The organism is Nostoc sp. XA010 (assembly GCF_020829625.1).
Taxonomy (GTDB): domain Bacteria; phylum Cyanobacteriota; class Cyanobacteriia; order Cyanobacteriales; family Nostocaceae; genus Nostoc.
In genome coordinates this window covers 1-24,430 of the sequence record NZ_JAIVFX010000019.1, presented here as the reverse complement: position 1 = coordinate 24,430, position 24,430 = coordinate 1, and the positions used below count along the sequence as shown (strand labels likewise).

27 protein-coding genes are annotated in these 24,430 nt (G+C 41.6%); 16 read left to right on the top strand and 11 right to left on the bottom strand.

The features are described from left to right. Positions 1-347 precede the first annotated feature (347 nt). From LC608_RS23755 to LC608_RS23745, 3 genes are all read right to left on the bottom strand, one after another. Complete coding sequence (locus LC608_RS23755; RefSeq protein WP_229555917.1) at positions 348-707, bottom strand: VOC family protein; 360 nt, start codon at positions 705-707, stop codon at positions 348-350. Positions 708-764: 57 nt separating this feature from the next. Further along, positions 765-1,085: a hypothetical protein gene (locus LC608_RS23750; RefSeq protein WP_229555916.1), complete on the bottom strand. Its 321-nt coding sequence runs from the start codon at positions 1,083-1,085 to the stop codon at positions 765-767. Between the two features lie 257 nt (positions 1,086-1,342). Continuing rightward, complete coding sequence (locus LC608_RS23745) at positions 1,343-2,032, bottom strand: class I SAM-dependent methyltransferase (protein ID WP_229555915.1); 690 nt, start codon at positions 2,030-2,032, stop codon at positions 1,343-1,345. A 212-nt stretch (positions 2,033-2,244) separates the two neighbouring features. Here LC608_RS23745 and LC608_RS23740 point away from each other — a divergent pair, with 212 nt between their 5' ends. The 4 genes from LC608_RS23740 to LC608_RS23725 all read left to right on the top strand — a co-directional run bounded on the left by LC608_RS23740 (position 2,245) and on the right by LC608_RS23725 (position 4,853). After that, the gene (locus LC608_RS23740; RefSeq protein ID WP_229555989.1) at positions 2,245-3,327 is read left to right on the top strand and encodes a sulfonate ABC transporter substrate-binding protein; all 1,083 of its coding nucleotides are present in this window, start codon (positions 2,245-2,247) and stop codon (positions 3,325-3,327) included. 72 nt (positions 3,328-3,399) lie between these two features. Continuing rightward, positions 3,400-3,582 carry a pyridoxine 5'-phosphate synthase gene (locus tag LC608_RS23735; protein ID WP_229555914.1) on the top strand — a complete coding sequence of 61 codons (183 nt, stop codon included), beginning with the start codon at positions 3,400-3,402 and terminating at the stop codon, positions 3,580-3,582. Further along, the gene (locus LC608_RS23730) at positions 3,563-4,120 is read left to right on the top strand and encodes a dual specificity protein phosphatase family protein (protein WP_229555913.1); all 558 of its coding nucleotides are present in this window, start codon (positions 3,563-3,565) and stop codon (positions 4,118-4,120) included. The genes LC608_RS23735 and LC608_RS23730 overlap by 20 nt, the downstream gene beginning before the upstream one ends. A gap of 43 nt (positions 4,121-4,163) precedes the next feature. Further along, a complete protein-coding gene (locus LC608_RS23725; RefSeq protein WP_229555912.1) occupies positions 4,164-4,853 on the top strand; it encodes an SAM-dependent methyltransferase in 690 nt (229 codons plus the stop codon). Between the two features lie 76 nt (positions 4,854-4,929). Here LC608_RS23725 and LC608_RS23720 read toward each other — a convergent pair whose 3' ends face one another. Together LC608_RS23720 and LC608_RS23715 are read right to left on the bottom strand one after the other, a co-directional pair. Beyond that, complete coding sequence (locus LC608_RS23720; RefSeq protein WP_229555911.1) at positions 4,930-5,274, bottom strand: type II toxin-antitoxin system PemK/MazF family toxin; 345 nt, start codon at positions 5,272-5,274, stop codon at positions 4,930-4,932. Beyond that, entirely contained in the window at positions 5,247-5,507 is a 261-nt protein-coding gene (locus LC608_RS23715; protein WP_229555910.1) for an AbrB/MazE/SpoVT family DNA-binding domain-containing protein, read from the bottom strand. Before LC608_RS23715 ends, LC608_RS23720 begins: the two co-directional genes overlap by 28 nt. 533 nt (positions 5,508-6,040) lie before the next feature. On the opposite strand from LC608_RS23715, the gene LC608_RS23710 reads away from it, so the two are divergent. The 6 genes from LC608_RS23710 to LC608_RS23685 all read left to right on the top strand — a co-directional run bounded on the left by LC608_RS23710 (position 6,041) and on the right by LC608_RS23685 (position 10,403). Next, positions 6,041-6,286: a UPF0175 family protein gene (locus LC608_RS23710; protein ID WP_229555909.1), complete on the top strand. Its 246-nt coding sequence runs from the start codon at positions 6,041-6,043 to the stop codon at positions 6,284-6,286. Beyond that, positions 6,283-6,771 carry a DUF3368 domain-containing protein gene (locus tag LC608_RS23705; RefSeq protein ID WP_229555908.1) on the top strand — a complete coding sequence of 163 codons (489 nt, stop codon included), beginning with the start codon at positions 6,283-6,285 and terminating at the stop codon, positions 6,769-6,771. Before LC608_RS23710 ends, LC608_RS23705 begins: the two co-directional genes overlap by 4 nt. Positions 6,772-7,016: 245 nt before the next feature. Further along, positions 7,017-7,868 carry an ABC transporter ATP-binding protein gene (locus tag LC608_RS23700; RefSeq protein ID WP_229555907.1) on the top strand — a complete coding sequence of 284 codons (852 nt, stop codon included), beginning with the start codon at positions 7,017-7,019 and terminating at the stop codon, positions 7,866-7,868. Next, a complete protein-coding gene (locus LC608_RS23695; RefSeq protein ID WP_229555906.1) occupies positions 7,825-8,679 on the top strand; it encodes an ABC transporter permease in 855 nt (284 codons plus the stop codon). Before LC608_RS23700 ends, LC608_RS23695 begins: the two co-directional genes overlap by 44 nt. A gap of 19 nt (positions 8,680-8,698) precedes the next feature. After that, positions 8,699-9,172 carry a MarR family winged helix-turn-helix transcriptional regulator gene (locus LC608_RS23690; RefSeq protein ID WP_229555905.1) on the top strand — a complete coding sequence of 158 codons (474 nt, stop codon included), beginning with the start codon at positions 8,699-8,701 and terminating at the stop codon, positions 9,170-9,172. After that, positions 9,138-10,403, top strand: coding sequence for an MFS transporter (locus LC608_RS23685; RefSeq protein ID WP_229555904.1), 1,266 nt, complete (start codon positions 9,138-9,140; stop codon positions 10,401-10,403). Before LC608_RS23690 ends, LC608_RS23685 begins: the two co-directional genes overlap by 35 nt. 19 nt (positions 10,404-10,422) lie before the next feature. Here the strand turns inward: LC608_RS23685 and recN are convergent, their stop codons facing one another. Further along, a complete protein-coding gene (gene recN / locus LC608_RS23680; protein ID WP_229555903.1) occupies positions 10,423-12,222 on the bottom strand; it encodes a DNA repair protein RecN in 1,800 nt (599 codons plus the stop codon). Positions 12,223-12,522: 300 nt separating this feature from the next. On the opposite strand from recN, the gene LC608_RS23675 reads away from it, so the two are divergent. After that, positions 12,523-14,511, top strand: a complete 1,989-nt coding sequence (locus LC608_RS23675; RefSeq protein ID WP_229555902.1) for an AarF/ABC1/UbiB kinase family protein — start codon at positions 12,523-12,525, stop codon at positions 14,509-14,511. A 116-nt stretch (positions 14,512-14,627) separates the two neighbouring features. Here the strand turns inward: LC608_RS23675 and cysC are convergent, their stop codons facing one another. The 3 genes from cysC to LC608_RS23660 all read right to left on the bottom strand — a co-directional run bounded on the left by cysC (position 14,628) and on the right by LC608_RS23660 (position 18,895). Continuing rightward, the gene (cysC, locus tag LC608_RS23670; RefSeq protein ID WP_229555901.1) at positions 14,628-15,188 is read right to left on the bottom strand and encodes an adenylyl-sulfate kinase; all 561 of its coding nucleotides are present in this window, start codon (positions 15,186-15,188) and stop codon (positions 14,628-14,630) included. Positions 15,189-15,307: 119 nt separating this feature from the next. Next, on the bottom strand, positions 15,308-15,742 hold the full coding sequence (locus LC608_RS23665; RefSeq protein WP_196525065.1) for a hypothetical protein: 435 nt from the start codon (positions 15,740-15,742) through the stop codon (positions 15,308-15,310). Between the two features lie 168 nt (positions 15,743-15,910). Further along, positions 15,911-18,895, bottom strand: coding sequence for a valine--tRNA ligase (locus tag LC608_RS23660; RefSeq protein WP_229555900.1), 2,985 nt, complete (start codon positions 18,893-18,895; stop codon positions 15,911-15,913). 194 nt (positions 18,896-19,089) lie between these two features. Here LC608_RS23660 and LC608_RS23655 point away from each other — a divergent pair, with 194 nt between their 5' ends. The 4 genes from LC608_RS23655 to LC608_RS23640 are packed head-to-tail and all read left to right on the top strand — an operon-like array spanning position 19,090 to position 22,944. Further along, the gene (locus LC608_RS23655) at positions 19,090-19,401 is read left to right on the top strand and encodes a hypothetical protein (protein ID WP_229555899.1); all 312 of its coding nucleotides are present in this window, start codon (positions 19,090-19,092) and stop codon (positions 19,399-19,401) included. 7 nt (positions 19,402-19,408) lie between these two features. Then, complete coding sequence (locus tag LC608_RS23650) at positions 19,409-20,671, top strand: glutathionylspermidine synthase family protein (protein WP_229555898.1); 1,263 nt, start codon at positions 19,409-19,411, stop codon at positions 20,669-20,671. A gap of 30 nt (positions 20,672-20,701) precedes the next feature. After that, on the top strand, positions 20,702-21,973 hold the full coding sequence (locus LC608_RS23645; protein ID WP_229555897.1) for an AmpG family muropeptide MFS transporter: 1,272 nt from the start codon (positions 20,702-20,704) through the stop codon (positions 21,971-21,973). A 14-nt stretch (positions 21,974-21,987) separates the two neighbouring features. Beyond that, positions 21,988-22,944, top strand: a complete 957-nt coding sequence (locus LC608_RS23640; protein ID WP_229555896.1) for an N-acetylglucosamine kinase — start codon at positions 21,988-21,990, stop codon at positions 22,942-22,944. A 24-nt stretch (positions 22,945-22,968) separates the two neighbouring features. Here the strand turns inward: LC608_RS23640 and LC608_RS23635 are convergent, their stop codons facing one another. Beyond that, the gene (locus LC608_RS23635) at positions 22,969-23,709 is read right to left on the bottom strand and encodes a dienelactone hydrolase family protein (RefSeq protein ID WP_229555895.1); all 741 of its coding nucleotides are present in this window, start codon (positions 23,707-23,709) and stop codon (positions 22,969-22,971) included. A 203-nt stretch (positions 23,710-23,912) separates the two neighbouring features. On the opposite strand from LC608_RS23635, the gene LC608_RS23630 reads away from it, so the two are divergent. Beyond that, positions 23,913-24,077, top strand: coding sequence for a hypothetical protein (locus LC608_RS23630; protein ID WP_229555894.1), 165 nt, complete (start codon positions 23,913-23,915; stop codon positions 24,075-24,077). A gap of 48 nt (positions 24,078-24,125) precedes the next feature. On the opposite strand, the gene tnpA is transcribed toward LC608_RS23630, so the two are convergent. Beyond that, positions 24,126-24,430, bottom strand: a 305-nt coding sequence (gene tnpA, locus LC608_RS23625; protein ID WP_229555893.1) for an IS200/IS605 family transposase, incomplete at its 5' end; no start/stop codon positions are given.

The window sequence follows — 24,430 nt, the reverse complement described above, 5'->3', positions numbered from 1 at the left end:
TGTTACAAAAAGTAATGTAAAATTCATTATTAAGTAAGCATACATAATTAAATGTAAAAAATAGCCCCATATTTTTCGTTTCTTCGTCACAGGTTACCAATCAACCTGCTTCTACATCTGCCAGCTTGAGAATTAGCGTATCGTTCAAATTGAAAATGATATTTTCTTGATCTTCTAATTTGCTCATGTCTGCAAATATGTTAAAGTGCCTGTGGATATGGTGGTAAAACCTTGTGATAAAGAATGTAGAGACGTAGCACTGCTACTTCTCTACAAGGGTTCTGGGTAAAGCATATTTAATTTCTAGAGATGTCTAATGTCAATATCTTTTTTGGGCAGAAAATTAATCAAGCAAACTCAACATACTCAATAATGGTTCCATCAGGATGCATCGCTCGCATATTGACTCCAGTGGGAACTTTGTTAGGTTCCGCCAGAATTACTGCACCCTGCTGAATAAGTGCTTCTCGAAAATCATTGAGTGAGTCAACGAGAAATGTTGCATGTGTACTCTTGAATGAAGAGAGTGCTTCTGCCGAACCAGCAATTAAAAGAATAGAACCCACACCGGCGAGTTCCAACTCAGCTTCGGAATATTGAAACCACAACCAACATTTTTCTGTAAAAAGGCTTTCATAGAAAGCGATCGCCTCATCCAAGTCTATCGGACTAAGGTAGACTCTGGTTAGTACTTTAAGAATTTGCATTGCAAACGGTCTGTTAGGCAGCTAGTGGATTTTATTTTTTTACTTCGGCAACCATAGTTAACTAAGATTGATCAATAATTTATGTTCAATTTTAAAAAGGTCTTCAACTCTCTGTTCACCTAGCTCTAGATAACGTTGTTTGCTGTCAATCAAAATACATTTCATTTCTACTCCTTTAGTCCGATAAAAGTCATCTGTATAGCTATCACTAATATAGATACATGATGAAGCATCAGTACTTGGTACAACTTTGCGTAAAACCGTGGCGAATTGAGCATTAAAACTGAAAGGCAAAGCTTGGCACACAGAGAAGTCGGAGTTAAGCAAAAACCAGAGCGGAGGTTTCCTCCAATCTGGATTTTTCAAGACAGGCTTCATTAGGGACTTCCAAATAAAGGTAAGTTTTCTCTGGGGTTAGGGAGGATCAAACTTTAAGCCAAGCGTATTAAGATATGAACTTCTCCTGTGGTTGCCACTACGCAAACAGTAAAAACGCAGAGTCTTTATCATAAAATCGTGATGATACTGAACCAGTAGCGTATAATATGTATTTAAAATCAATACGAATTACTGTCTTCTCTACAAGACGCACCACAAACGTAGCGTGGCGTAGCCCATTAGAAATTACCAATTATTTAAACCTTTGCTCCATGTGCATAGATAAAATAGTTATCTGTCACGTTCGCCTCAGCATGAAAACCTACTTGCTTTAGCTTATCTTGAAGTTCATCAGGCTGATAAAAAACTTTGACAATCTGAAATTCTTGACCATCATTTAACTTTCGGCTTTTATATATGTTTCCGTCGTCTTTAAGAATATGATTCTTAGCCGTTGATGTCGGTTCAAAGCGAGAGTCAATTATAAATACTTGTCCACCAAGGCAAACAGATTGATAGACTTTTGTCAAAAATGAATTGAGTAATTTTGGCGGCACATGAGAGAGCCAAAAGGCAAAGAAAACTAAATTATATTCAGTGTCAGGTTCCCATGTAAATAAATCTATGAGGTGATATTCAACACTCAGTGAATTTAACTTCGAGCGATTAATTGTAATCACTTCTTCAGAGGCATCGATCGCAGTAATTTTTTTCCCGATATTTAAAAGCTCCTGCGTCCAGATACCTGTTCCACATGCTAACTCTAAAATATCATCTACCACGCCAATTTGGTGTAATGTATTTTTGATAACAGCTACTTCATTAAACCAGCGTTGGTTGTTTTGGGCACCGCGATCGTAGCGTCCTTTCCTATAGAACCACTCATCATATTCGTTGGCTCTAGCGCGATAGTACTCAATCTGTTGTTCAAGAATATTATCTGTCATCGCGTGCTTTCTAATTTCGTTGAGTTTAGATTTGACGTTGCTATGACTTTTAAGGGAAATTTTGTATTCAGCGAATAAACTTGCATTTCAGCTTTTATTATGTGATATTTTTTATCATTCTATATTAGTACGGTAAATCTATAAAGTTGCCGTTGTTTTACCGGAGTTTTGCTGTAGTCTGATATTAATTTCCCCTTTCAAGCAGAGTAATGATGTTGACTAAGTTCTTTCCAACCCGACTGTTGAGTATGGCTTTTGCCTTCCTCCAAATGTTCCAACAACGAAGAATCCGCACTTTTTCCCTATTGTTTGCAGTGGGACTTAGCTTAACTCTGGCTATCTCTGCTTGTTCTTCAAGCGCAAGCAACAACTCTGGCACACCGCAGGCAACCCAAGCCCCCAGTCCAGCAGCTAGCAGTATCACAGTTCGCATAGGCTACCAGAAAGCGTCAACTGTTCTCTACGCGCTGAAGGCAAGGGGGGAATTAGAGAAAGCTTTCGCAGCTTCAGGAACTTCCGTTACTTGGTCAGAATTTCCAGCTGGCCCCCCACTCTTAGAAGCATTGAATGCAGGCAGTATTGATTTTGGCTATACCGGAGAATCACCACCTATATTTGCTCAAGCTGGGGGTATTCCTTTGGTTTATGTTGCCTACGATCCTTGGAGTCCCAAAGCTGAAGCTATTCTGGTGCCCAAGGATTCACCTATTAAAAGTGTGGCTGAACTCAAGGGTAAAAAAGTGGCTTTTGCCAAAGGTTCTAATGCTAACTACCTATTAGTGAAAGCGTTGGAAAAGGCAGGGGTACAGTACAGTGACATTCAACGAATAACTCTCACTCCCGCCGATGCTCGTGCTGTATTTGAGCAAAAAAACGTTGATGCTTGGGCAATTTGGGACCCGTACTTAGCCGCAGCAGAAGCAGCAACAGGCGCACGTACCTTAGTAGACGCGACGGGATTAGCTCCCAATCGTGGTTATTATCTAGCTGCAAAATCTTTTGTTGATGCCAAGCCAGATGCCTTGAAAATAGTTCTCGATCAGGTGAAGAAAGTTAGTGACTGGGCAAAAAATAATCCTACTGAAATTGCTAAATTTCTTTCTCCAGCTTTGGGTATAGATGCTCCTGTGTTGGAAATCGCAGAAAAGCGGCGTGAGTATGATGTACTTCCGCTCACAGATGAAGTGATTACGAAACAACAAGAGGTTGCAGATACCTTCTACAAGATTAAATTGATTCCGAAAGAAATCAAAATTAAGGAAATTGTTTGGCAAGGCAAAGTGAATAATTCGTAATTGGTAATTTTTGAATTACGGATTAGCCCATTTATTATTTGCCAATAACACAGTTTTTGGTGGACAGGTAATATGACGAATCTCAGCGTTAACCTTAACAAAGTCGCTTTACTCAGGAATGCTCGAAATTTTGGTAGACCGAGTGTGATTGAAGCGGCTTTGACCTGTATTAAAGCTGGCGCACACGGAATCACAGTTCATCCACGCCCAGACCAGCGACATATTAAGCCCGAAGATGTCGATGCCTTGGGGTAAGTTTGCCCCAGCTTGGGAGAATGAGCAAATAGTATTTGGTGCTGCGCGACCTGGATACACTAACAATAAGGTTCAGGATTGGATAGAATTCATGAAGCGTCAAGATATCAAGCGAGTTTGCTGCCTTCTTCCTAATCAACAGCTAGCTTCTTACTCTAATCTTCTGGACACCTACAAACAGGAATTTGGTAATCAACTAGTGTGTTGGGCACCAATTGCAGATTTCCATCTATGTGATTTAGAAACCCTCACACAGCAAATACTTCCTTTCTTAATAGAAGCAGATAAAGAAAATGAGAAAGTCGTTGTCCATTGCTCTGGTGGAATTGGACGTACTGGACATGTGTTAGCTGCATGGCTAGTTAGTGGTCGAGGATTATCAAATCAAGCTGCAATAAATGCTGTAAAAAGAACAGGTAGAAATCCTTATGAAGCTGCGATCGCTGCTGTGTTTAGAGGTAGAAATCCCTTGGCAGTTGTAAAAGAACTTGACATGCTTCTGAATGATTGCCGTATCGCAGTGAATACAACATTTTGATGCTATCATCCTGTTTAATCAGTCTATTGACGAGGTAAATTCTATGGCAATGGTTCTAGATAAAGTAGTTCCTTTTGGCAGGTCAATGGATGAATATATAAAAATATTCAATTTAACAAATGCAGATTTAAATAAAAGAATCATTGGGATTGGGGATGGCCCGGCAAGCTTTAATGCAGAACTGACACGTCAGGGTAAAAATGTAGTCTCTGTTGATCCACTATACCAATTTTCTAGTGATGAAATATTGAAAAGATTTAATGAAGTAGTAGATAATATCATTAACCAAGTTAAGGCTACATCGAATGATTGGGTATGGAGCTATCATAAATCTCCAGATGATTTGCGACACAATCGAGTGAAAGTTATTCAAGAATTTCTGTCTGATTATGAAACTGGCAAAAAGACCAACAGGTATGCAGTCGGTGAATTACCAAAATTGGTTTATGATAATCAAGAGTTTGATATAGCTCTTTGTTCACATTTATTATTTTTATATTCAGATCATCTCGATTACGATTTTCACTTAAATTCAGTAGGTGAGATGCTGCGTATTGCTAAAGAAGTCAGAATATTTCCCCTCGTAACTTTAATGTGGAAACATTCACAACATTTAGATGAAATAGTAAAATATTACACTTCAAAAGGTTACAAGGTAGATATTGAAAAGGTTGAGTATGAACTACAACCTGGTGGAAATAAAATGTTGAAGATAACCAAGGATATTATATAATTCGTATTCATAGACAATTAATACAACCATTACCGTGGAATCTGATAACCATCCGGTGTATAGATTATTAGGTATATCATTCTGCAAACATTTCAGCTAAGGTATCTAAAACTGCTTTTTGTTCATCAGAGTCAATCTGACCTAGCTTTTTGACTAATCGAGTTTTGTCAACTGTACGAATTTGATCTAGAACGATTTGCCCATTCTTACCCTGAAACTGACAAGCAACACGAGTTGGGTAAGACTGTCCTTTAGTTGTCATTGGAGCAACAATAACCGTGGCAATATATTTATTCATCTCATCTGGTGAAATTACTACACAAGGTCTTGTCTTCTGAATCTCACTGCCAATCGTTGGGTCGAGGTTAACCAAAAACACATCAAATCGATTGACTACCACTCCCACTCTTGATGCTCCCACTCTGTAGTTACGCCATCATCAAGCAGTGCATCGTCGTGTTGCTTCGCCATTCTTGCAAATGCTTCATCCCACCCCTTACGCGATTTAGAGGCTGCACGGATAATTAGGTGACAATCTTGAATTTCGATTTCCACCTCTTCACCAATACCACTTTGTTCCAGCAGAAGTTTAGGAATGCGGATACCTTGAGAATTCCCGATTTTAACAATACGGGTTCTAATTGCTGTCCCCATGAGGATACTTGTCCTTGATTGTAATTACATTGTGATTACTAATCAGGCTTTTGTCAAGAAGCGCTCAATTTTTCAATAATTTTTGATGTGATCGCTCACTACAACAATATACAATAAGCGATCACTAGATTCTATATATTGTCTAGTACGCGATCTTGCTGCCTCAAGTCATAAATTTGACGTATTGATTTCTTTATATGTTTTAAAGATACGATCAGCAAGTTGTTTAAATTGTTCTTCAGTACCTATATTAAGAGGAAACAACTTTAGACGTTCTATAATATCAAGCGCATTCCCTATAAAAGCTAATTTGATATAACAAAGATATATGAATACCAGGGTGTATTTGCGCTGTCAGTAAACATTCCTCTCCCTGTGCAAGTATCGGAGTCCTGGGTTTTGGCGGACTAGGACAAGCAGCCGCCAAGGTACTTACCCTGCTAATGATTTAAATAGTGACTGCAAATTTACCTGATTATCACTTGGCGATGCCCAAGCTGCTTAGAATAGTAGTGATAGAAAGGATTATAATTATGAGCATCGTCATTCCTAATGAAATATTAACTGCAACTCGGATGACTGAAGCCGAAATGAAGCAGGAAATTGCGGTGATGCTTTTTCAAAAAGAAAAGTTAACCCTTGCTCAAGCCAGTAGGTTTGCAGGGATAAACCGTATAGCATTTCAGCATCTACTCGCAAGTCGTCAAATTTCAGTGCATTATGGGGTCGAGGATTTTGACCAAGATATAGAAAACTTGCGGGCGATGGGTAGACTGTGATCATTGTCAGTGATACTTCACCCATTAATAACCTCGCCGCCATTAACCATCTTCATTTACTACAACAGCTTTATGGAACAGTCCTAATTCCTGAAGCTGTCTACCGAGAACTGACTGATCCCAACTTTCCAGTTGCAGGTGCAATTGAAGTCCAAACTTTTATCTGGATTCAAACTCGTCCAGTTCAAGATCGAACATTGGTTGAAGCACTCAGCAATGAACTGGATATTGGTGAAGCTGAAGCGATTGCTCTAGCGCTGGAAATGAAAGCAGATCAAGTTTTGATTGATGAACGTCGTGGTCGCATGGTTGCAGCTAGGCTAAATCTTGGTTACACAGGGATTTTAGGGATTTTGGTTGAAGCTAAAAGTCAAAAGCTGATTTCTGCTGTGAAACCTTTGTTAGATGCACTGATTAACCAAGCAGGATTTTGGGTGGCGGAACCTTTATACAAGAGGGTTTTGCAGCTTGTTGATGAAAATTAAATGCAGCATAGACTTTCTAACTCAGCAGCAGTAGGCATTCTGAAAATTTTTCACCTATTAACCATCCTAGCAAGTGTTTGCGGTTAATTTGTCAGTGATACTTTGCCCATCAATAACCTCGCCGCCACTCTACTGAGTTTCTTTTTACTCTGATTCAAATTTCCGTCAGAAGTCTATTGACTTCTAGTAAATCTATTGAGAAGCTAATAGTTAGATTTGCTAATTAATAGAAGTGCATCAAACTTGTGACAATACTGACGGGAAAAATAAATCGATCGCAACCTCAAGAAGAACCAAAACCGTTGATTTTGGAAACTCAGGGACTAACACGCCGTTTTGGTAAGTTCACGGCAGTTAATAACCTGAGCATATCTGTGCAACAGGGCGAAGTTTTTGGACTGCTTGGCCCCAATGGCGCAGGGAAAAGTACAGTTCTTAAGATGTTGACAACCTTACTGCCTATCAGTGCAGGGAAAGCAACCTTAGCTGGCTATGATGTGACTCGTGAATCTAATTCTGTAAGACGGGCTATCGGCTATGTACCCCAGGCACTCTCTGCTGATGGTAGTCTCACGGGTTACGAAAATCTCTTAATCTTCGCCAAGCTGTATGGAATACCTGCCAAAGGACGCGATCGCCGCATCTATGAAATTCTAGAATACATGAGTTTGCAAGATGCGGCGAAACGCTTGGTACGAAACTACTCTGGTGGGATGATCCGCAAGCTGGAAATCGGCATATCAGTTCTACATCAACCCCAAATTCTGTTTCTTGATGAGCCGACTGTTGGATTAGATCCCATCGCTCGAACTCAAGTATGGCAGCTTGTACTACAACTCTGTGCTGATTACGGCACAACTATATTTTTAACAACCCACTTTTTAGAAGAAGCGGATAGCTTATGTAACCGAGTAGCGATTATGCAGCAAGGTGAAGTTGTTACAACAGGTACACCAAGCGACTTAAAAGCTTCTTTAGATAACCCGAATGCAAGTTTGGATGATGTCTTTATTCACTATACAGGCGACCAGTTAACATCAGGAGTCAACTACCGTGACACAGCAAGAACCAGACGTACTGCTCAACGGTTGGGTTAAATCACCACCCACTGTCCGAGTAAATTTGATCTCTGCAATTAAAGAGCTAGTTACGAAAACCCTGGCGATCGCAGAATTGGAAATACGGAAACTCCGCCACGATCCCACTGATTTAATAGTTCGAGCTGTACAACCAGCTTTATGGCTCCTAATCTTTGGGCAAGTTTTCTCCCGCACTCGCGCGATTCCAACAGGAAACTTACCCTATTTGGACTTCATTTCTGCTGGCATCTTGGCTCAGAGTATTTTGTTTGTGGCAATTTTTAGTGGTGGGATGACGCTAATCTGGGAGCGAGATTTAGGCATCGTACATAAATTTCTAGCTAGTCCTACACCCCGTGTAGCGATGGTGTTGGGCAAAGGTTTAGCATGTGGGGTACGGTGCTTATCTCAGGTAATATTCATTTACGGATTGTCATTTTTATTAGGTGTCAAACTAAATCTTCATCCCTTAGCTATTCTCCAAGTACTACTGCTGGTCATGCTGGGGGCAGGTTCCTTTTGTATTTTCTCATTAATTATTGGCTGTTTGGTGAAAAGCCGAGAAAGGATGACGGGTATTGGACAATTGTTAACCATGCCGTTATTTTTTGCTAGCAATGCCATATATCCCATCTCGTTGATGCCCAACTGGTTAAAGTTCATTTCCCATTTAAATCCCTTGACTTATGAGGTTGACGGCTTACGTAGCACCATGCTGTTAAACGGCACTAGCATCTATGGCTTTGGTCTGGATTGTACAATTCTCTTATTCACATTAATCATTTTGGCCATTCTTGGTGGAAAACTTTATCCACGGGTGGCCATGTAACTAGGAGAACAACAAGCCCATGACCTTGGATAAACCTAATCAAGGTGCAACTTCCGAAGAATGTGCCGCTAGAGTAATGGAGACAGTTCCATTAGTGATGCAGTTTATCCGAGCGGATATGCGTGCCCATAGTGCCGCTTTTTTATCTATACCTCAGTTGCGATCGCTAGCATTTATCAACCGTAATCCTGGTGCTTCATTATCTGACTTAGCAGAGCATTTAGGTGTCACCTCTGCCACGGCATCAGCAACCATAGAACGCTTGGTACAACGCGACTTCGTGAAACGGATTGCTCATCCTCAAGAGCGGCGGCGGGTGCTGCTCAATTTAACTGAAGATGGAAAACACCATCTCAAGCAATCCCAAGATCAAACTCGCGCTCATATTACTGACTTGCTGAAAGATCTTTCAGAAGACCAAATTTCCAACATTGAAGAAGGCTTAACTCTACTAAAAAATGTCTTCGAGAAAACAGAACTCAAAGCCCCATAACTTTGAGGTTGCACAACACGATCCCTTTGCAGCCTTTAAGTTTCGAGACTATCGGCTATTTACCATTGGACGCGTGGTGCTGTTCGTGGGGTCGCAAATGCAAACTGTAGCAATTGGCTGGGAACTCTATGAGCGGACTAACTCAGCGATCGCTTTAGGTGGTGTAGGACTGGCGCAAGTCCTACCAATGATTATTCTCACCTTAATTGCCGGAGATGTAGCCGATCGTCGCGATCGCAAAGTGACCATGTTACTCTCGGTAATGCTGCTAGCTCTCTGCTCCCTAGCTTTAGCAGTACTTTCCTATACTCAGGGTGCAATCTTTCTAATTTACGCCTGCTTAGTATTTACAGGTGTCGCTAGAGCATTCCTCAAACCTGCCAGTGATGCTCTAATGTGGCAGTTGATACCTGTTAGTGCTTTTACGAATGCAGCCACCTGGAATAGTAGTAGCTTTCAGTTAGCCGCAGTTATCGGCCCAGCCTTCGGAGGATTTGGGATTGCGCTATTAGGAAGTGCTACAGGAGTTTATGTATTAGCAGCGATCGCTGCTTTACTGTGTTTTATTTTAACGCTGTCGATCAAAGAGCAAAAAAGTATTCGCTCAACCGAGCCAATCTCATTCAAAGCACTTGCAGCCGGTGCTAAGTTTGTTTGGCAGAATCAGTTGATTTTAGCAGCGATTACATTGGATATGTTTGCTGTATTGTTGGGTGGTGCGATCGCGCTCCTCCCGATCTTTGCCAAAGATATTTTACATGTGGGGCCAGTGGAATTGGGATATCTACAAGCAGCCCATTCCATCGGTGCTTTGACTATGGCTATCACCCTGGCGTATTTACCACCGTTACGCAAAGCAGGCCCAGCCTTATTGTGGTCAGTGGTTGGCTTTGGGGTTGTCACAATTATCTTTGGGCTTTCTCGTTCCTTTTGGCTGTCTATGTTGATGCTGATCCTTGGTGGCGCATTAGATAGTATTAGTGTTGTGATTCGCCATACATTAGTTCAAATCAGAACACCAGATCATTTGCGTGGTCGGGTTGCTGCTATTAATAGCGTGTTTATTAGTGCCTCGAATGAATTAGGGGGCTTTGAGTCCGGCTTGACTGCTGCTTTATTTGGCCCAGTGATTTCCGTTGTGGGTGGTGGAATTGGCACTATTGTAGTAGTGATTGCTACAGCAATGATTTGGCCGGGAATTCGGAAGTTAGGGGCTTTGCAGGAGTATTAAACCAATTCGCAATTCGCAATTACGTTTTGTGAGGGGGATTTAGACCCCGACTCAAAACGTTCTGCCTGTCTTGCTGGGGACTTAAACGACGATGGTTAGCAGCTTGTAATAACAGAGATTCGGCAAAAGCGATCGCGTCACTTGCAGATTTACCACCAGCTAACTGTGCTAGTTCTTCCCGGCGAGTATTTAAATTCTCCAAGGTAGTAACTCTGACAACGGTACGCTGTTCGGCGTTGTCATTGTTGGCTTTTTTACCTTTGCCTTGATTGATAGTTTGCTTATCTACCCGGAAATGGCGATCGGCCATTGCTGCAACTAAAGGCTGGTGGGTAACACATAATACTTGGTTGCGTTGACTTAGCTGGTGCAATTTTTCAGCGATCGCTTGGGCGACTCTTCCCGAAACCCCGACATCAATTTCATCAAAAACCATTGTCCCAGTCACATCAACCTGAGAAAAACAAGCTTTCAGCGCCAGTAAAAAGCGGCTCATTTCCCCGCCAGAGGCAACTTCTGTTAAAGGTTGCAGTGGTTCTCCAGGGTTGGAACTAAACATAAAGGTAATTTTATCTGCTCCCATAGCAGTTGGAGGAGCAGGCACTATCTCAACCAAAAATTTCACCTTTTCCATCGCTAGGGGCTTGAGTTCAGCTATCAAACGTGACTCTAAATTAGCAGCGGCCTTACTCCGTAGTTGAGTTAACTGATTACTTGCTTGGGTGAGTTTCTCAAAACACACCTTTTCTTGCTGTTCCAACTTTTCGATAGATTGTTCGCTGTCATTAAGTTGGGCTAATTCCCCTTGGATACGTTCGTAATAAGCGATCGCTTCTGTAAGTGTCGGCCCATACTTGCGGCAAATTTGCTTTAATTCCTGAACTCTTTCTTCTACCTCTTCCAATCGGTGCGGATCTGCTTCCAAGCCATCGCCATAAGCATTAATCTGCCTTCCCACTTCCATTACCGCAGCTTGCGCGTCCCGCACCAATTCTAATAGGGGTTGCAGTTGCGTATCATATTCCACCATGTCATTTAATATCGCCTCACTGTCTCCCAATAAATCACCTGCGGCGGGAGTTTCATTATCGTTTTGATACAAAGCCTGATAGACTTTGTAACTCATTTGTTGCAAATCGACGACATGATTTAGGCGTTCCCGTTCTTGTCCCAAATGTTCCAATTCATCAGGTTCGCTGAGGTTGGCTGTTCCCAATTCTTGCACTTGATAAGTGAGCAAGTCGAGTTGTTGCAACCGTTCTCGTTCTGATGTCCGGCGTTTTTCTAGTGCTAAATGCGCCTGTTGGTAAACACTGAAACTCGTGGCGACTTTATGACGCTGCTGCATCAGAGAGTCACCCCCATATAAATCCAACCAGTCGCGGACTTGGGCAGATTGTCCCACTTGTACAGTTTGACCTTGGGCTGTGATTTCCACCAAGCGATCGCGCATTCCTCCCATAATCTGCCGATTCACCAACACGCCATTCACCCGCGATCGACTGCGGATATTACTAGCAGTGGCTGTGATTTCTCGGCTAATGACTACGGAATTTTCATCAAGCAAATCTATTTCTTGTTCGGTTAACCAAGCGGCTAGGGGGGCGTTTGAGGTGAAAGTCGCTTCTACCATTGCCCGACTTGTCCCCGTGCGAATGACTCGACTAGAGACTTTACCGCCCAAAGCGGCATCAATGGCATCCAAGATAATCGATTTTCCAGCGCCGGTTTCACCTGTTAACACATTTAGTCCCGCGCCAAATTCCAATTCCAGTTGGTCAATTAGGGCAAAGTTTTCAATTCGCAGGCAAAGCAACATCAAGCCAAATTCTCCATGAGGGCAGATGCCGGATACTTCCAACTTACAGGATAATAAGTCTCATCTTTGAGCAACTAGCAATACCTAATACTATTGAACTAGTATGCCCGTTTAAGTGTAACAGACTACTGGGGATTGGGGATTGGGGATTGGGGATTGGGTACTGGGTACTAGAAAAAATTAGTTGAGCCTTAATCCTCTATATATAATCTAATCCCCAGTCCCTAATCCCCAGTACCCAATTTCTAAACGTATTGTTACAATACTTAATGTGATCGTTCTGACTGGTGGCCATTCTTCATGATTGTTAAGACACTTCCCCCTAGTTCCCGACCGATTCAGGAGGACAGTAGCAACGGCACAAATAGCCGAGGCGAACTGGACGTTATTGATATAGTGCCAGAAGATGGTACACCTAGCTTAGTTGTGCGCTCGCCAAGACTCTTAGCAGCCCAACAGTTGAGGACAACAGCCCAACCTGAGACGCTTTACGATCCTGTGGTCATAGCGGCGCATTACCAAAAGAGAAAAGTGCAAGTTATACGGCGGATTTTCGCCGTGTTGGGGCCGGCTCTATCGTTTGCTTTTGGGTTGTGGTCGGATAGTAAACGGGGAATTGTCGTCAAAAATGATCGCCGCCGAGCCACTCAGCTACGAGTATTGCTGACCAAATTAGGGCCTGCTTACATCAAAATTGGACAAGCTTTATCTACTAGACCGGATCTGGTTCCTCCCGCATATTTAGAAGAATTAACTAAACTACAAGACCAATTACCGCCTTTTCCTAACGAAATTGCTTACCAGTTTATTAAAGAAGAATTAGGCGCACCTCCAGAAGAGGTTTACGCCGAACTCTCGGCCCATCCAATTGCTGCGGCTTCATTGGGGCAAGTGTATAAAGGTAAGCTAAAAACTGGTGAAGAAGTTGCTGTTAAAGTTCAACGCCCCGACTTAAGAGAGGGGATTACTATTGACTTGTATATTTTGCGTAACCTCGCCACTTGGGTGCAGAAAAGGGTCAAACGGGTAAGAAGTGATTTAGTTGGGATTCTCGATGAATTAGGCGATCGCATTTTTGAAGAGATGGATTACATCCACGAAGGCGAAAATGCGGAGCGATTTTTCGAGTTATACGGTCACATGAAAGACGTATATGTACCGAAAATTTACTGGGAATATACCAATCGTCGCGTCTTGACGATGGAGTGGATTAACGGTACTAAATTAACCCAGACAGAAGAAATTAGCGCCCAAGGTATAGATGCTCGTTATCTAATTGAAGTGGGTGTGCAGTGTTCCCTGCGCCAGCTGCTAGAACATGGATTTTTCCATGCAGATCCCCACCCTGGTAATTTGTTAGCAACAACCGATGGCAAGTTAGCTTACCTCGACTTTGGGATGATGAGCGAGATTAAGCCACCACAGCGTTATGGTTTAATTGAAGCGATCGTCCACGTCGTCAACCGCGATTTTGAAGGATTAGCAAAAGATTACGTTAAATTAGATTTCTTATCACCAGAAACCGATTTAACACCAATTATCCCAGCTTTTGCGAGAGTCTTTGCTGATGCCGAAGGAGCCAGTGTTGCCGATCTTAATATTAAAAGCATCACTGATGAACTATCGGCTTTGATGTATGAGTATCCTTTCCGTGTACCGCCCTACTACGCCTTAATTATTCGCTCCCTGGTTACTCTAGAAGGTATTGCAATATATATAGATCCCAACTTTAAAGTCCTCAGCGAAGCTTATCCCTACGTTTCTAAACGCCTGTTAACCGATCCAGCACCGCAATTAAGAGCATCATTGCAAGATTTGCTCTTTAAAGATGGCAGATTTCGTTGGAACCGCTTAGAAAACTTGTTAAAAAATGCGCGTAATAGTCAAGACTACGACTTTAATTTAGTGCTGAATCAAGGGATAGAATTTCTGGCATCTGAACGCGGTGCTTTTATTCGTGACAAGCTAGTAGATGAATCTGTTAACGGACTCGATGCTTTAGGTAAAAATGTTTTGCATAACTTCACCTATTTGCTGCGGGAACGCGTTGGGTTGACAGCAGTTAATGAAACTCCGGCGGCGACAATTGAGCAACAACAAACCTTGGAGCATATCAAACGTATATTAGGTATTCTCCGAGAAACACGAGGCTTTGATCCAATGGAACTTGCGCCCAAAATTGCCCAGTTATTGGTAAATTCAGATGTACAGCGTTTGGGTCAACAAATTGCCAACCGCTTTACGCAAAAGGCTGTAGCCAGATTAATTCGGCAATTATTGGCATCTTAGTAAAAGTTATGAGTTGAAGAAGAATGCAGAATTTAGAATTCAGAATTCAGAAATATAGAATTAAATTCTGAATTCTGATTCCTGACTTCTGAATTCTTTTTTATTAAAAACTTTCTTTAACTTATAAATAATTCATTACTAGCAACTATGTAACCCAAGTCTTCCAGCTTTTTTAAGACCTTAGTTGCACTTTGGGTAACACTTTCTTGGTTAGTTTTGCATTCAACTTCCGGACGGAGTGGTATTTCATAAGGATCATCAATACCAGTGAAGTGCTTAATCTCCCCGGATCTTGCTTTTTTATATAACCCTTTTACGTCTCGCTGTTCACAAACTTCTAATGATGCATTGACGTAAACTTCAATGAAAGATGGAATACTTTGGCGCACTTGTTCCCGAATTTCACGGTATGGGGAAATGGCCGAAACCAATACAATTACATTATTTCTGCTAAGAAGATGAGCCACAAAACCAATGCGCCGAATATTCTCTTCTCGATCCTCTTTACTGAAACTCAATCCTTTGCATAGGTTTTGACGTACCGCATCGCCATCTAGAACTTCAACTCTGTATCCCTGTATCCGCAGTTCATTCTCCACGAATTTGCAGATAGTAGTTTTACCTGCACCACTTAGACCAGTGAACCATACTGTCACGCCATACCCTTGTTGTCTCATCTTACCTCCACCGTACACTTCAAATGGCAGACCAAAAAAATACTTTTTTGGGTAATTTTAGGTCAATAAATACACATTGGAGGGTGTTGTGGTTTTATGGACAATACAATTGCAAACTTTTAACTTTCCTCCTGGGGATGACCATTTTTCTCGCGTTTGAGGCTTTCTTCCAAGGCTTGAATTTGTTCACGACGAGCTTCCAATTCTAAAGAACGCCGCGCCAAGTCTTGGTTTTGCAACGTCAGGGATTGTCGCCAATGTTCTGCTCGTTCGGCTTCGTGCTGCAAAAATTCGGGGGTAATGCCTATAGTGAGATAGCTTTGTACCAGATGGAGTACCCAGTTGGTGGCATCTTCTAGTCTTTCAATGTCGCCTGTAGAGGAAAGTTCTACTAAAACAAGCAAGTTTTCACTCATAACTTTTCCCTTCCCTAGGAGAATGAAAGCCTCTTCTGGAATTATCGCCCACAAGTTATCAGCTTCTTGACGCGCCAACAAGCGTAACTGGTGCTGGTCTAAAAAATCGTTTTTACGCACCTGGGCTAGATATAGCATGAGGGTCGCTTCGCTCCAATTAAAAATTAAAAATTAAAAATTAAAAAAATTTAATAAAATAATAAGTCCCAGAATTGATATTTGGATCTTGTTAATTGGTAATGGGTAATTGGAATTATTAACACTCCCATTACCCATTACAGTTATCCTAGGCCACGCAGGCGATCGCTACGACAACCCCTTCAGACGCTCGCGCAAAATTTCAGCTTGCTTCTGTGCTTCTGCTAAGGCATCCCGCGCTCCCTGTACCACATCAGCTCTAGCTCTATCTACGAAACTAGGATTGTTTAATCTGGTACTCAGGGATTGAACTTCTGCTTCAGCTTTACTCAAGCTTTTTTCTAGCTTGGCACGTACAGCTTCAATATCTACCACACCGCTTAGAGGAATTAGCACTTGTATTGTACCAATTACACCTGCGATCGCATTTTCTGGTTCTTGTGATTGTTCTAATTCTCTCTGTGGGAAAAATCGGCTCCATAACCTAAGTCTTGCTTGAGCAGTGAGTAAATTTTGGCTAACAAACCAGGCTGTGTAAGCAAAACCAACTATTTCAAAGAAAGTTCCGACGATGGGAATGTCATTAATGGCATTTCCCGCAGCTAAACCCAATCTACCAAAGACAATAGCCACAATAATTAAGCCAATCGTCTTCAAACCCCTTTGAGGTTTTTTAACTGCAACAGTTTGCTTTTCTTGCTTGTCGGTAATAGTTAAAGTCTCAACCTTCGCCAAATCTTTAATGTAATCTTGTCCAGCAGTGAGAACTTCCCGCTCTTTCTGGCTTTCAGTTTGCAAATTTGCTGTCACTTTTACCCCAGGCTTAATATCCGCCTCAGCCCGCAAATTCCGAATTGTGCGGATAGTAGCAATCAGTAATTCAAACTGTTCTTCTAAAGCTGAATCAATCAAGTTCGCATCTATCTGGGGATAGATTTGTAATGGTAAAGTTTGCGGTGAATCTGTTGATTGTTGGGTGAGAGTTTGCCAAATTTCTTCGGTAATATGAGGCATGAAGGGATGAAGCAGTTTCATAATCCCTTCCAATATGTAGCCGAGGGTTTGCTGTGCTACCCGCCGCGATACTGGATCGGCATCTGCTTGCAATCTGGATTTCACCAGTTCAATATATTGATCGCAGAAATCACCCCAGATGAATTCGTAGAGTCCTTTTGCTGCTTCCCCTAAACCGTAATTATCGATGTAATTGATGGTTTGTTTGATAACTTGATGATACCGCGAGATAATCCAGCGATCGCTCAATTCTGTGGCTACTGGATTCCCCAATTGTTGCGGTGTTTGTCCATCCAAATTCATCATCACAAACCGGGCAGCATTCCACAACTTATTTGCAAAGTTGCGGGATGCCTCCACCGATGCCGATTCATCCTTTTTGCGATCGTATTCCAATCTGATATCTTGACCAGCGCCAGCTACTTCTCTAATTAAGGTATACCGCAGGGCATCAGTACCATATTTGTCAATTAACAACAATGGGTCAATGCCATTACCTTTGGTCTTTGACATCTTCTGACCTTTTTCATCCAGCACCAAACCATGAATGTAAACCGTTTGGAAAGGCATTTGCTGCGTAAAATGCCCAGCCATCATGGTCATTCTGGCTACCCAGAAAAAGATGATGTCAAAGCCTGTCACCAAAGTAGTAGTTGGGTAATAAGTTGCTAAATCTTGAGTTTGTTCCGGCCAGCCCAAAGTCGAAAACGGCCAGAGTCCAGAAGAAAACCAAGTATCTAGCACATCTGGGTCTTGTTCTAACTTGACATTTTCTCCAAATTGTGATTTAGCTTTTTCCCAAGCTTCAGTTTCCGATTTTGCCACGACAAAAGGCGTGTTATCGGTAATTTGTCCATCCGTTTCACTGATAGCGTACCAAGCCGGAATTTGGTGTCCCCACCATAATTGACGAGAGATACACCAATCTTTGAGTTTGACTAGCCAATCACGATAGACCTTTGTCCAGCGTTGGGGGACAAACTCTGGAGAAGTTTGCTGGTCGAGGAATTCGAGAGTGTTGTCAGCTAGAGGGCGAATTTTGACGAACCACTGAGTCGAGAGGAGTGGTTCAATAGGTACTTTACCGCGATCGCTGTAGGGAACGGTATGTTTATAATCTTCGATCTTCACCAAAAAGCCATCTGCTTCTAGGCGAGAAACCACATTTTTTCTAGCAACAAAGCGGTCTTGTCCTTGAAACTCCCCAGCGTTGACGTTGAGAGTGCCGTCTTTATTCATAATGTTAATCAACGGCAGATTGTGACGCTTACCCATGTCAAAATCGTTCGGGTCATGGGCAGGAGTTATCTTTACGCAACCTGTGCCGAAAGTCGGGTCAACGAATTCATCGCCAATAATGGGAATTTCTCGTTGTAGAATTGGCAGAGTTACAGTTTTACCAATGAGATGTTTGTAGCGATCGTCATTGGGATTAACTGCTACTGCTGTATCACCCAGCATAGTTTCTGGTCGAGTTGTCGCCACCTCTACAAAACCGGAACCATCGGTGAGGGGATAGCGGAAGTGCCAGAGATTTCCATTCACCTCTTGATTTTCAACTTCTACATCAGACACCGCCGACTGAGAAGCGGGACACCAGTTAACTAAATATTCACCACGATAAATTAAGCCTTCCTCGTAAAGGCGAGTAAATGCCTCCACAACAGCCTTAGATAAACCCTCATCCAGGGTAAACCTCTCCCGTGACCAGTCCACCGAGACACCCAAGCGTCGTAGCTGATTAAGAATCGTTCCCTCAGACTCCGCCTTCCATTGCCAAGCGCGTTCTAGGAATTCCTCGCGCCCCAACTCGTAGCGAGTCTTACCCTCTTTTTTGAGTTGCTTTTCCAGCATACTATGTACAGCGATGCTGGCGTGGTCAGTTCCGGGTAGCCACAGGGTATTACGTCCCTGCATCCGGTGGTAGCGCACGAGGGTATCAATCAACGCACTTTCAAAGGCGTGACCCATGTGCAAACTGCCAGTGACATTCGGCGGTGGAATGACGATGCAGTAGGGTTCGCCGCCTTTGTTGGGGTCAGCTTTGTAAACTTGGTTGTCTTCCCAGAATTGTTGCCACTTGGCTTCAGTGGAAAAGGGGTCGTAGAGACTGGGGAGATTGGGAATGGTTGCGGTCATGCTGGGCAAACTAACTATGGAAGGACTCTAATAAATTTTGCCACAGGGTTGGAGAGGGTTTGTTTAGCAATTCTCTAAATCGTAGATATATTCCTTAAAAAATCTATTTGGAAATGCGAAATCTATTTTTGACTCTTGTAGTTATCTTGCATAAATTCTGTAGCTGACATCTGTATATTCATCCAGAAAGACTCATGAAATTGAAACCAGGTTTATTTCAACTCATAGTGTTCGTTATGACTGTATCGCTACTTGCTTCTTGTGCGACAACCCCAGAAGCAAGACAGTCAGATTGCATCTCCACAACATCGCCGAACCCTAAACAACAACCCAATAACTGTTCACCCTCATCTAATAGTAGCGGCAGATCAAGTGGTTACTCTGGTGGGAGTAGCATTAGAGGATCAGGTTTTAGTAATTCATCGGAGGCCGGGACTTCCAGAGGTTCTGCCAAGGGCCGTAGTGGTTTTGGTAGTTTTGGTCGCGGTGGTCATGCGGGTGGATAAAAGAGTTATGAATATTTTCAACAGTCCTCAACGAAAGCGTCTATTTCAGTCGATGAAAATGGGTTGGTATAACTTTGCTCCTATTGAAGAAGGAACAGGTATACCTCTGACTGACCAAGAAACACCTTACGCTCTTTATTATTGCCATCAAGTTTTACCGCAGACGATACAAGAAATCCAGCAAGCGTCGGAATTAGTTGGTAGTGTTTTAACCCAAGTGTGGGAAATTATCCGCACTCTTGATGAGGATACACTACTTTACTATGGATTTCCGGAAGCTACTATCAAGTTAGTTAAATATGACTTCCTCGCACCATTTTGTATGCGTCTTGACTGGTGCTGGAATCAAGAAACGGGGATAAAAAAGGTAGTAGAAACTAATCCCCAAACTCCTAGTTTTTGGTTTGAGTGTACGGATGGCAATAATAAAGTCGCCAGGCATTTTGGATTGCAAGAACCAGATTTAGATGCTCAAAAAATATTAAAAATAACACTCAATCAGCATGTAAATAGAGCCGCATTAAATTTGGGTAAACCAATTACAGACTGTCGCGTAGCATTTACAGCTTTGAATAATGCCGAAGATTTAGGTACTATGCGCTGGTTAAGAAATTACTTGGAGTCCAAAAGTATCATTTTACCCTTAGAATATCTTGGCATCAAAGATGGCGAGTATCTATTTGACCAAAGAACAAAAAAACCAATAGATATACTTTTTATGTGGTATCCAGTGGAATGGCTAATTCATGATACTGATGAAAAAGGTGAAAGATTATGGCCGGCTCTAGAGCAACTAATTTTTGAGAATAAAATTGTGATTGTGAACTTTGGTTCTGCCTTTGCACTGCAACCAAAAAGTATATTTGCTCTAATTACAGATTTGGGATATGACTTTTTTTCTAGCAAAGATGCTGGGACACTCTGGGAATATTTTCCTAAAACATCACTGAGTGCAACAGCAATAGGTAATTCATACTTCGCCAAACCTATTTTAGGAAGAGAAGGTGAAGGAGGATTTGCAGTTAATTCAGGAAATATCTCTGTGCGTAGTAGTAATAATGACCCTTGGTATACACAACAGAATTATGTCTATCAAGAGTTATTAGAATTTCCTAAATTAGAAATTGATGGCAAGTCAATGACTCAAGTTTGGGGAGCTTGGCTATATAACGATGGTAATGACAAATTTATATCTGGAGGTTTAGGAATCCGCCTTTCTGAAGGGGAAATTACAGATAACTTATCCTATTGGTGTCCTATTGGATGCTAATTTTAATAACACCGATAATTAGAGGCAAATATGAAACCTCAAACTACCACCCCTTCGCCCTGGACATACATACCCACTCTCTACTTTGCCTCTGGTATACCTTACATTATCATCAATACAGTTTCCGTAATCTTTTACAAAAAGCTCGGAATAGATAATACTCAAATTGCCTTATGGACAAGTTTTCTCTATCTACCTTGGGTCATCAAAATGTTTTGGGGTCCAATTGTCGATATTTATTCTACCAAACGTCAATGGATACTTTATACCCAATTTGCGATGTTCGCTTGTTTGGGTTTGATAGCCTTCTCTTTGCAACTGCCAAATTTCTTTTTGATCTCCCTTGCGACATTAACAATAGGAGCATTTATCTCTGCGACTTATGACATCGCCACAGATGGCTTCTATCTGCTGGCTTTATCTCCAGAACAACAAGCCTTATTTGTTGGCATTCGCTCACTGTTTTATCGAATGGCTGTCATTTTTGGCTCTGGAATATTAGTAGTCTTAGCAGGCCAGCTTGAAGTGTCTCTGAACAATATTCCTTTAAGCTGGACTATAACTATTGGTTTCTCAGCTTTGATTTTATCAATTCTGTTTATTTTCCATCGCCTAATTTTACCTTTACCTGAATCAGATAAGCAACGAGAAATAGAAGCTAGGGAAAATATACCTTTTTGGTCAATCATTAGCTCATATTTTGCTCAAGATAAAATTATAAATATTTTAGCATTTATATTGCTTTACAGACTTGGGGAAGCAATGCTTGTGAAGATAGCCTCTTTATTTTTATTGGACAAACCAGAAGTAGGAGGTTTAGGTTTATCAACATCAGATGTCGGGCTAGTCTACGGGACATTTGGGGTAATATCCTTAATCTGTGGAGGCATTTTAGGAGGCTTGCTAATTTCTAGATATGGATTAAAAAAATGTTTATTCCCTATGGCTTTAGCTTTGAATTTACCTGATGTATTCTATGTGTATATGGCTTACACGAAGCCTTCACTAACATTAGTGTATCCCTTGGTTTCCTTGGAGCAATTTGGCTATGGTTTTGGATTTACAGCTTTTAGTGTTTATTTAATGTATATTTGCCAAGGCGAATATAAAACTTCTCATTTTGCCATATCTACTGGCATTATGGCTTTAGGAATGATGTTACCCGGATTAGTTAGTGGTTATCTGCAAAAAGCACTTGGCTATCCATTATTTTTTGTCTTGGTTTGTTTGTTAACCATTCCTGGGATGATTGCTCTATTTTTTATTCCTTTAAAAGAAGAACCGAAGCATCAAAATAATTAAGATTATTGCAATCCATGAGTTATGTTTTAGGAATAGATGGCGGCGGTAGCAAGACTGTTTGTGTCTTGATGGATGATTTGTATCTAGTGCTAGGTCGTGCTGAAGCAGGCCCATCTAATTATCAAAGTATAGGTATCGAAGCCACTTTACAATCTATTCAATCTGCAATTCACAATGCGGTTGAGGCCGCAATAATTACAAATACTCTAAAGATTGACGCGATATGTTTGGGTTTAGCAGGTGTAGGTCGTGCAACAGATATTGAAGTAGTAAAAGGTTTAGTTAAAGAGTTACAGCATAAAAAATTGCCTATTACTTGGGCATTACAACCCGCGAATATTGTAATTTGTAACGATGCTTTAATTGCTTTAGTTGGTGGAATTGGTCAGCCTGTAGGAATTGTGGTTGCAGCCGGTACTGGTTCGATAGTTTTCGGTCGAAATCATGAAGGACATACTAAGCGAGTCGGCGGCTGGGGGTATATTTTAGGAGATGAAGGTAGCGCTTATAAAATTGCGATCGCAGGCATGAATGCAGCATTAAAATCTTATGATGGGCGAGAGATTTCAACGAGTTTGCTAGAGAGTTTAAAACAGCATCTTGATTTAACAAATATAGAAGATTTAATAGAAGTAGTATATCGGCGACAATGGGGAGTTAAACAGATAGCTGCTTTAGCACCAGTTGTAGATTTTGCAGCCGCATCAGGTGATATAGTAGCGAATATTATAATTGACGATGCTGTAAAAGAGTTAGTAAAAGCTACATCTACAGTAATTGATGCGATTTTTAGTACTGACTCAGTTTTGGAAGTAGTCACAACAGGAAGTGTATGGCGCGGTAGATGCAATATCCATGAAAGATTTGCAGCATCAATCGTTAAGAAGTTTCCTAATGTAAACGTGATTTTTCCGAGGTATGAACCTGCTTATGGTGCTGGTTTATTAGCGTTGCAGACAACTCAAATTTGACGGGCTACTAAATAATAGAAGCTTTCAGTCTGCAAATATGCGCCCCAAGAAAGTTACTATTTCAGACCAAGCTGCGGTGGTAGCACTAGAATCATAACGATAACCATCGTCACGCATGAATGTATGTTCTGCTTCATACGAGAAAACTTGGTGAGGTATGTTAGCATTTTCAATTGCTTTTATTATGGTTTGGCGATCGCTATCTAGTATATGAGGGTCAAGAGTACCAAATACCATTAGCATCTCGCCTTTGATTTCACTTATTCTCTGGATTGTATCGGCTACCTCTTTACCCAGTTTACCACTGGGAATCCCAGTAGGGTAACAGCAGACACAAGCCCGAATTTCGTTTTGAAATGCTGCGCGGAAAGCTAAATGTCCACCAATACAAAAGCCGAGAGTGCCTATTTGATTTGGAGAAACCGCACTCTCTGTTTTCAGAAATTCAATCACAGCAAGGCAATCGGCATCATAATCAGCTACCGAGGTTCGACGCGCATCGTCATTACCCCGCATCCTTCCCAGATCATCTGGCTCAATTACTAAACCAACTGGCTCAATTCGGTGAAAAATTTCTGGGGCTGCTACTACATAGCCGTATCCTGCTAAATAGTTAGCTAGACGAATCATTGCATCACCTAACTGATAAATATCACTGTAGAAGACAATACCAGGGTATTTTCCTGCTGCTTTGGGAGCCGCTACATAAACACGCATTAAGCTGCCATCTACTCTTAATTCAACATTGCGCTTAGTGATTTGCACTTTTTTGTCTCCGTGTTACGCTTGCTGTCATTAGCTTCTACACTGTAGCGCCGCAGCATCCGGTTACTTTCAACCCACAATTTGCCGTTCTTTTCCCAGTGAAAGTTTGTTGCGATCGCCTTAATACACCCGTTACCTTAGCGACGGTAGGCTAGTTAGAACTCACACCAATAATTAATAAAGGGGACAGATGACATTCGCTTGTGGCGAATCACCTATCCCCGAATAGCTGCCCAGATCATGAACCTGGAATCTATAGTCCGGTATCTAATAATCACAGTATCGGCCGAGATATGTTGATTGTCACTGGGATAGATACTGATTTACGAAATACCTACGAAAAGATTGTTACGAGTCGTGATGCGTAAAACCCCCGAATAGAATTCGGGGGATATAAGCGAACAGGATAAATTTATTTATCCGTGATGCGGATCATTGATGTACTCCAGAACTTTCTGAGTGCTAACTTTTCCAGTGGTGTCAAACATATATGAATGTGTCCACAGACTAGGAAGCTTCATTAACTCTGGAAATTCTTGTCGCAAATATCTTGATGACCGACCTTTAAATGCTTTCACCACTTGAGATATTGAATGATGCGGGTCATATTCAATTAATAAATGAATATGGTCTGGTGCGATTTCTAGTGCTTTAATGAACCATTTATTGTCATTAGCAACAGATTGAAATATTTGAATACATCGGAGTTTAAGAGGCTCAT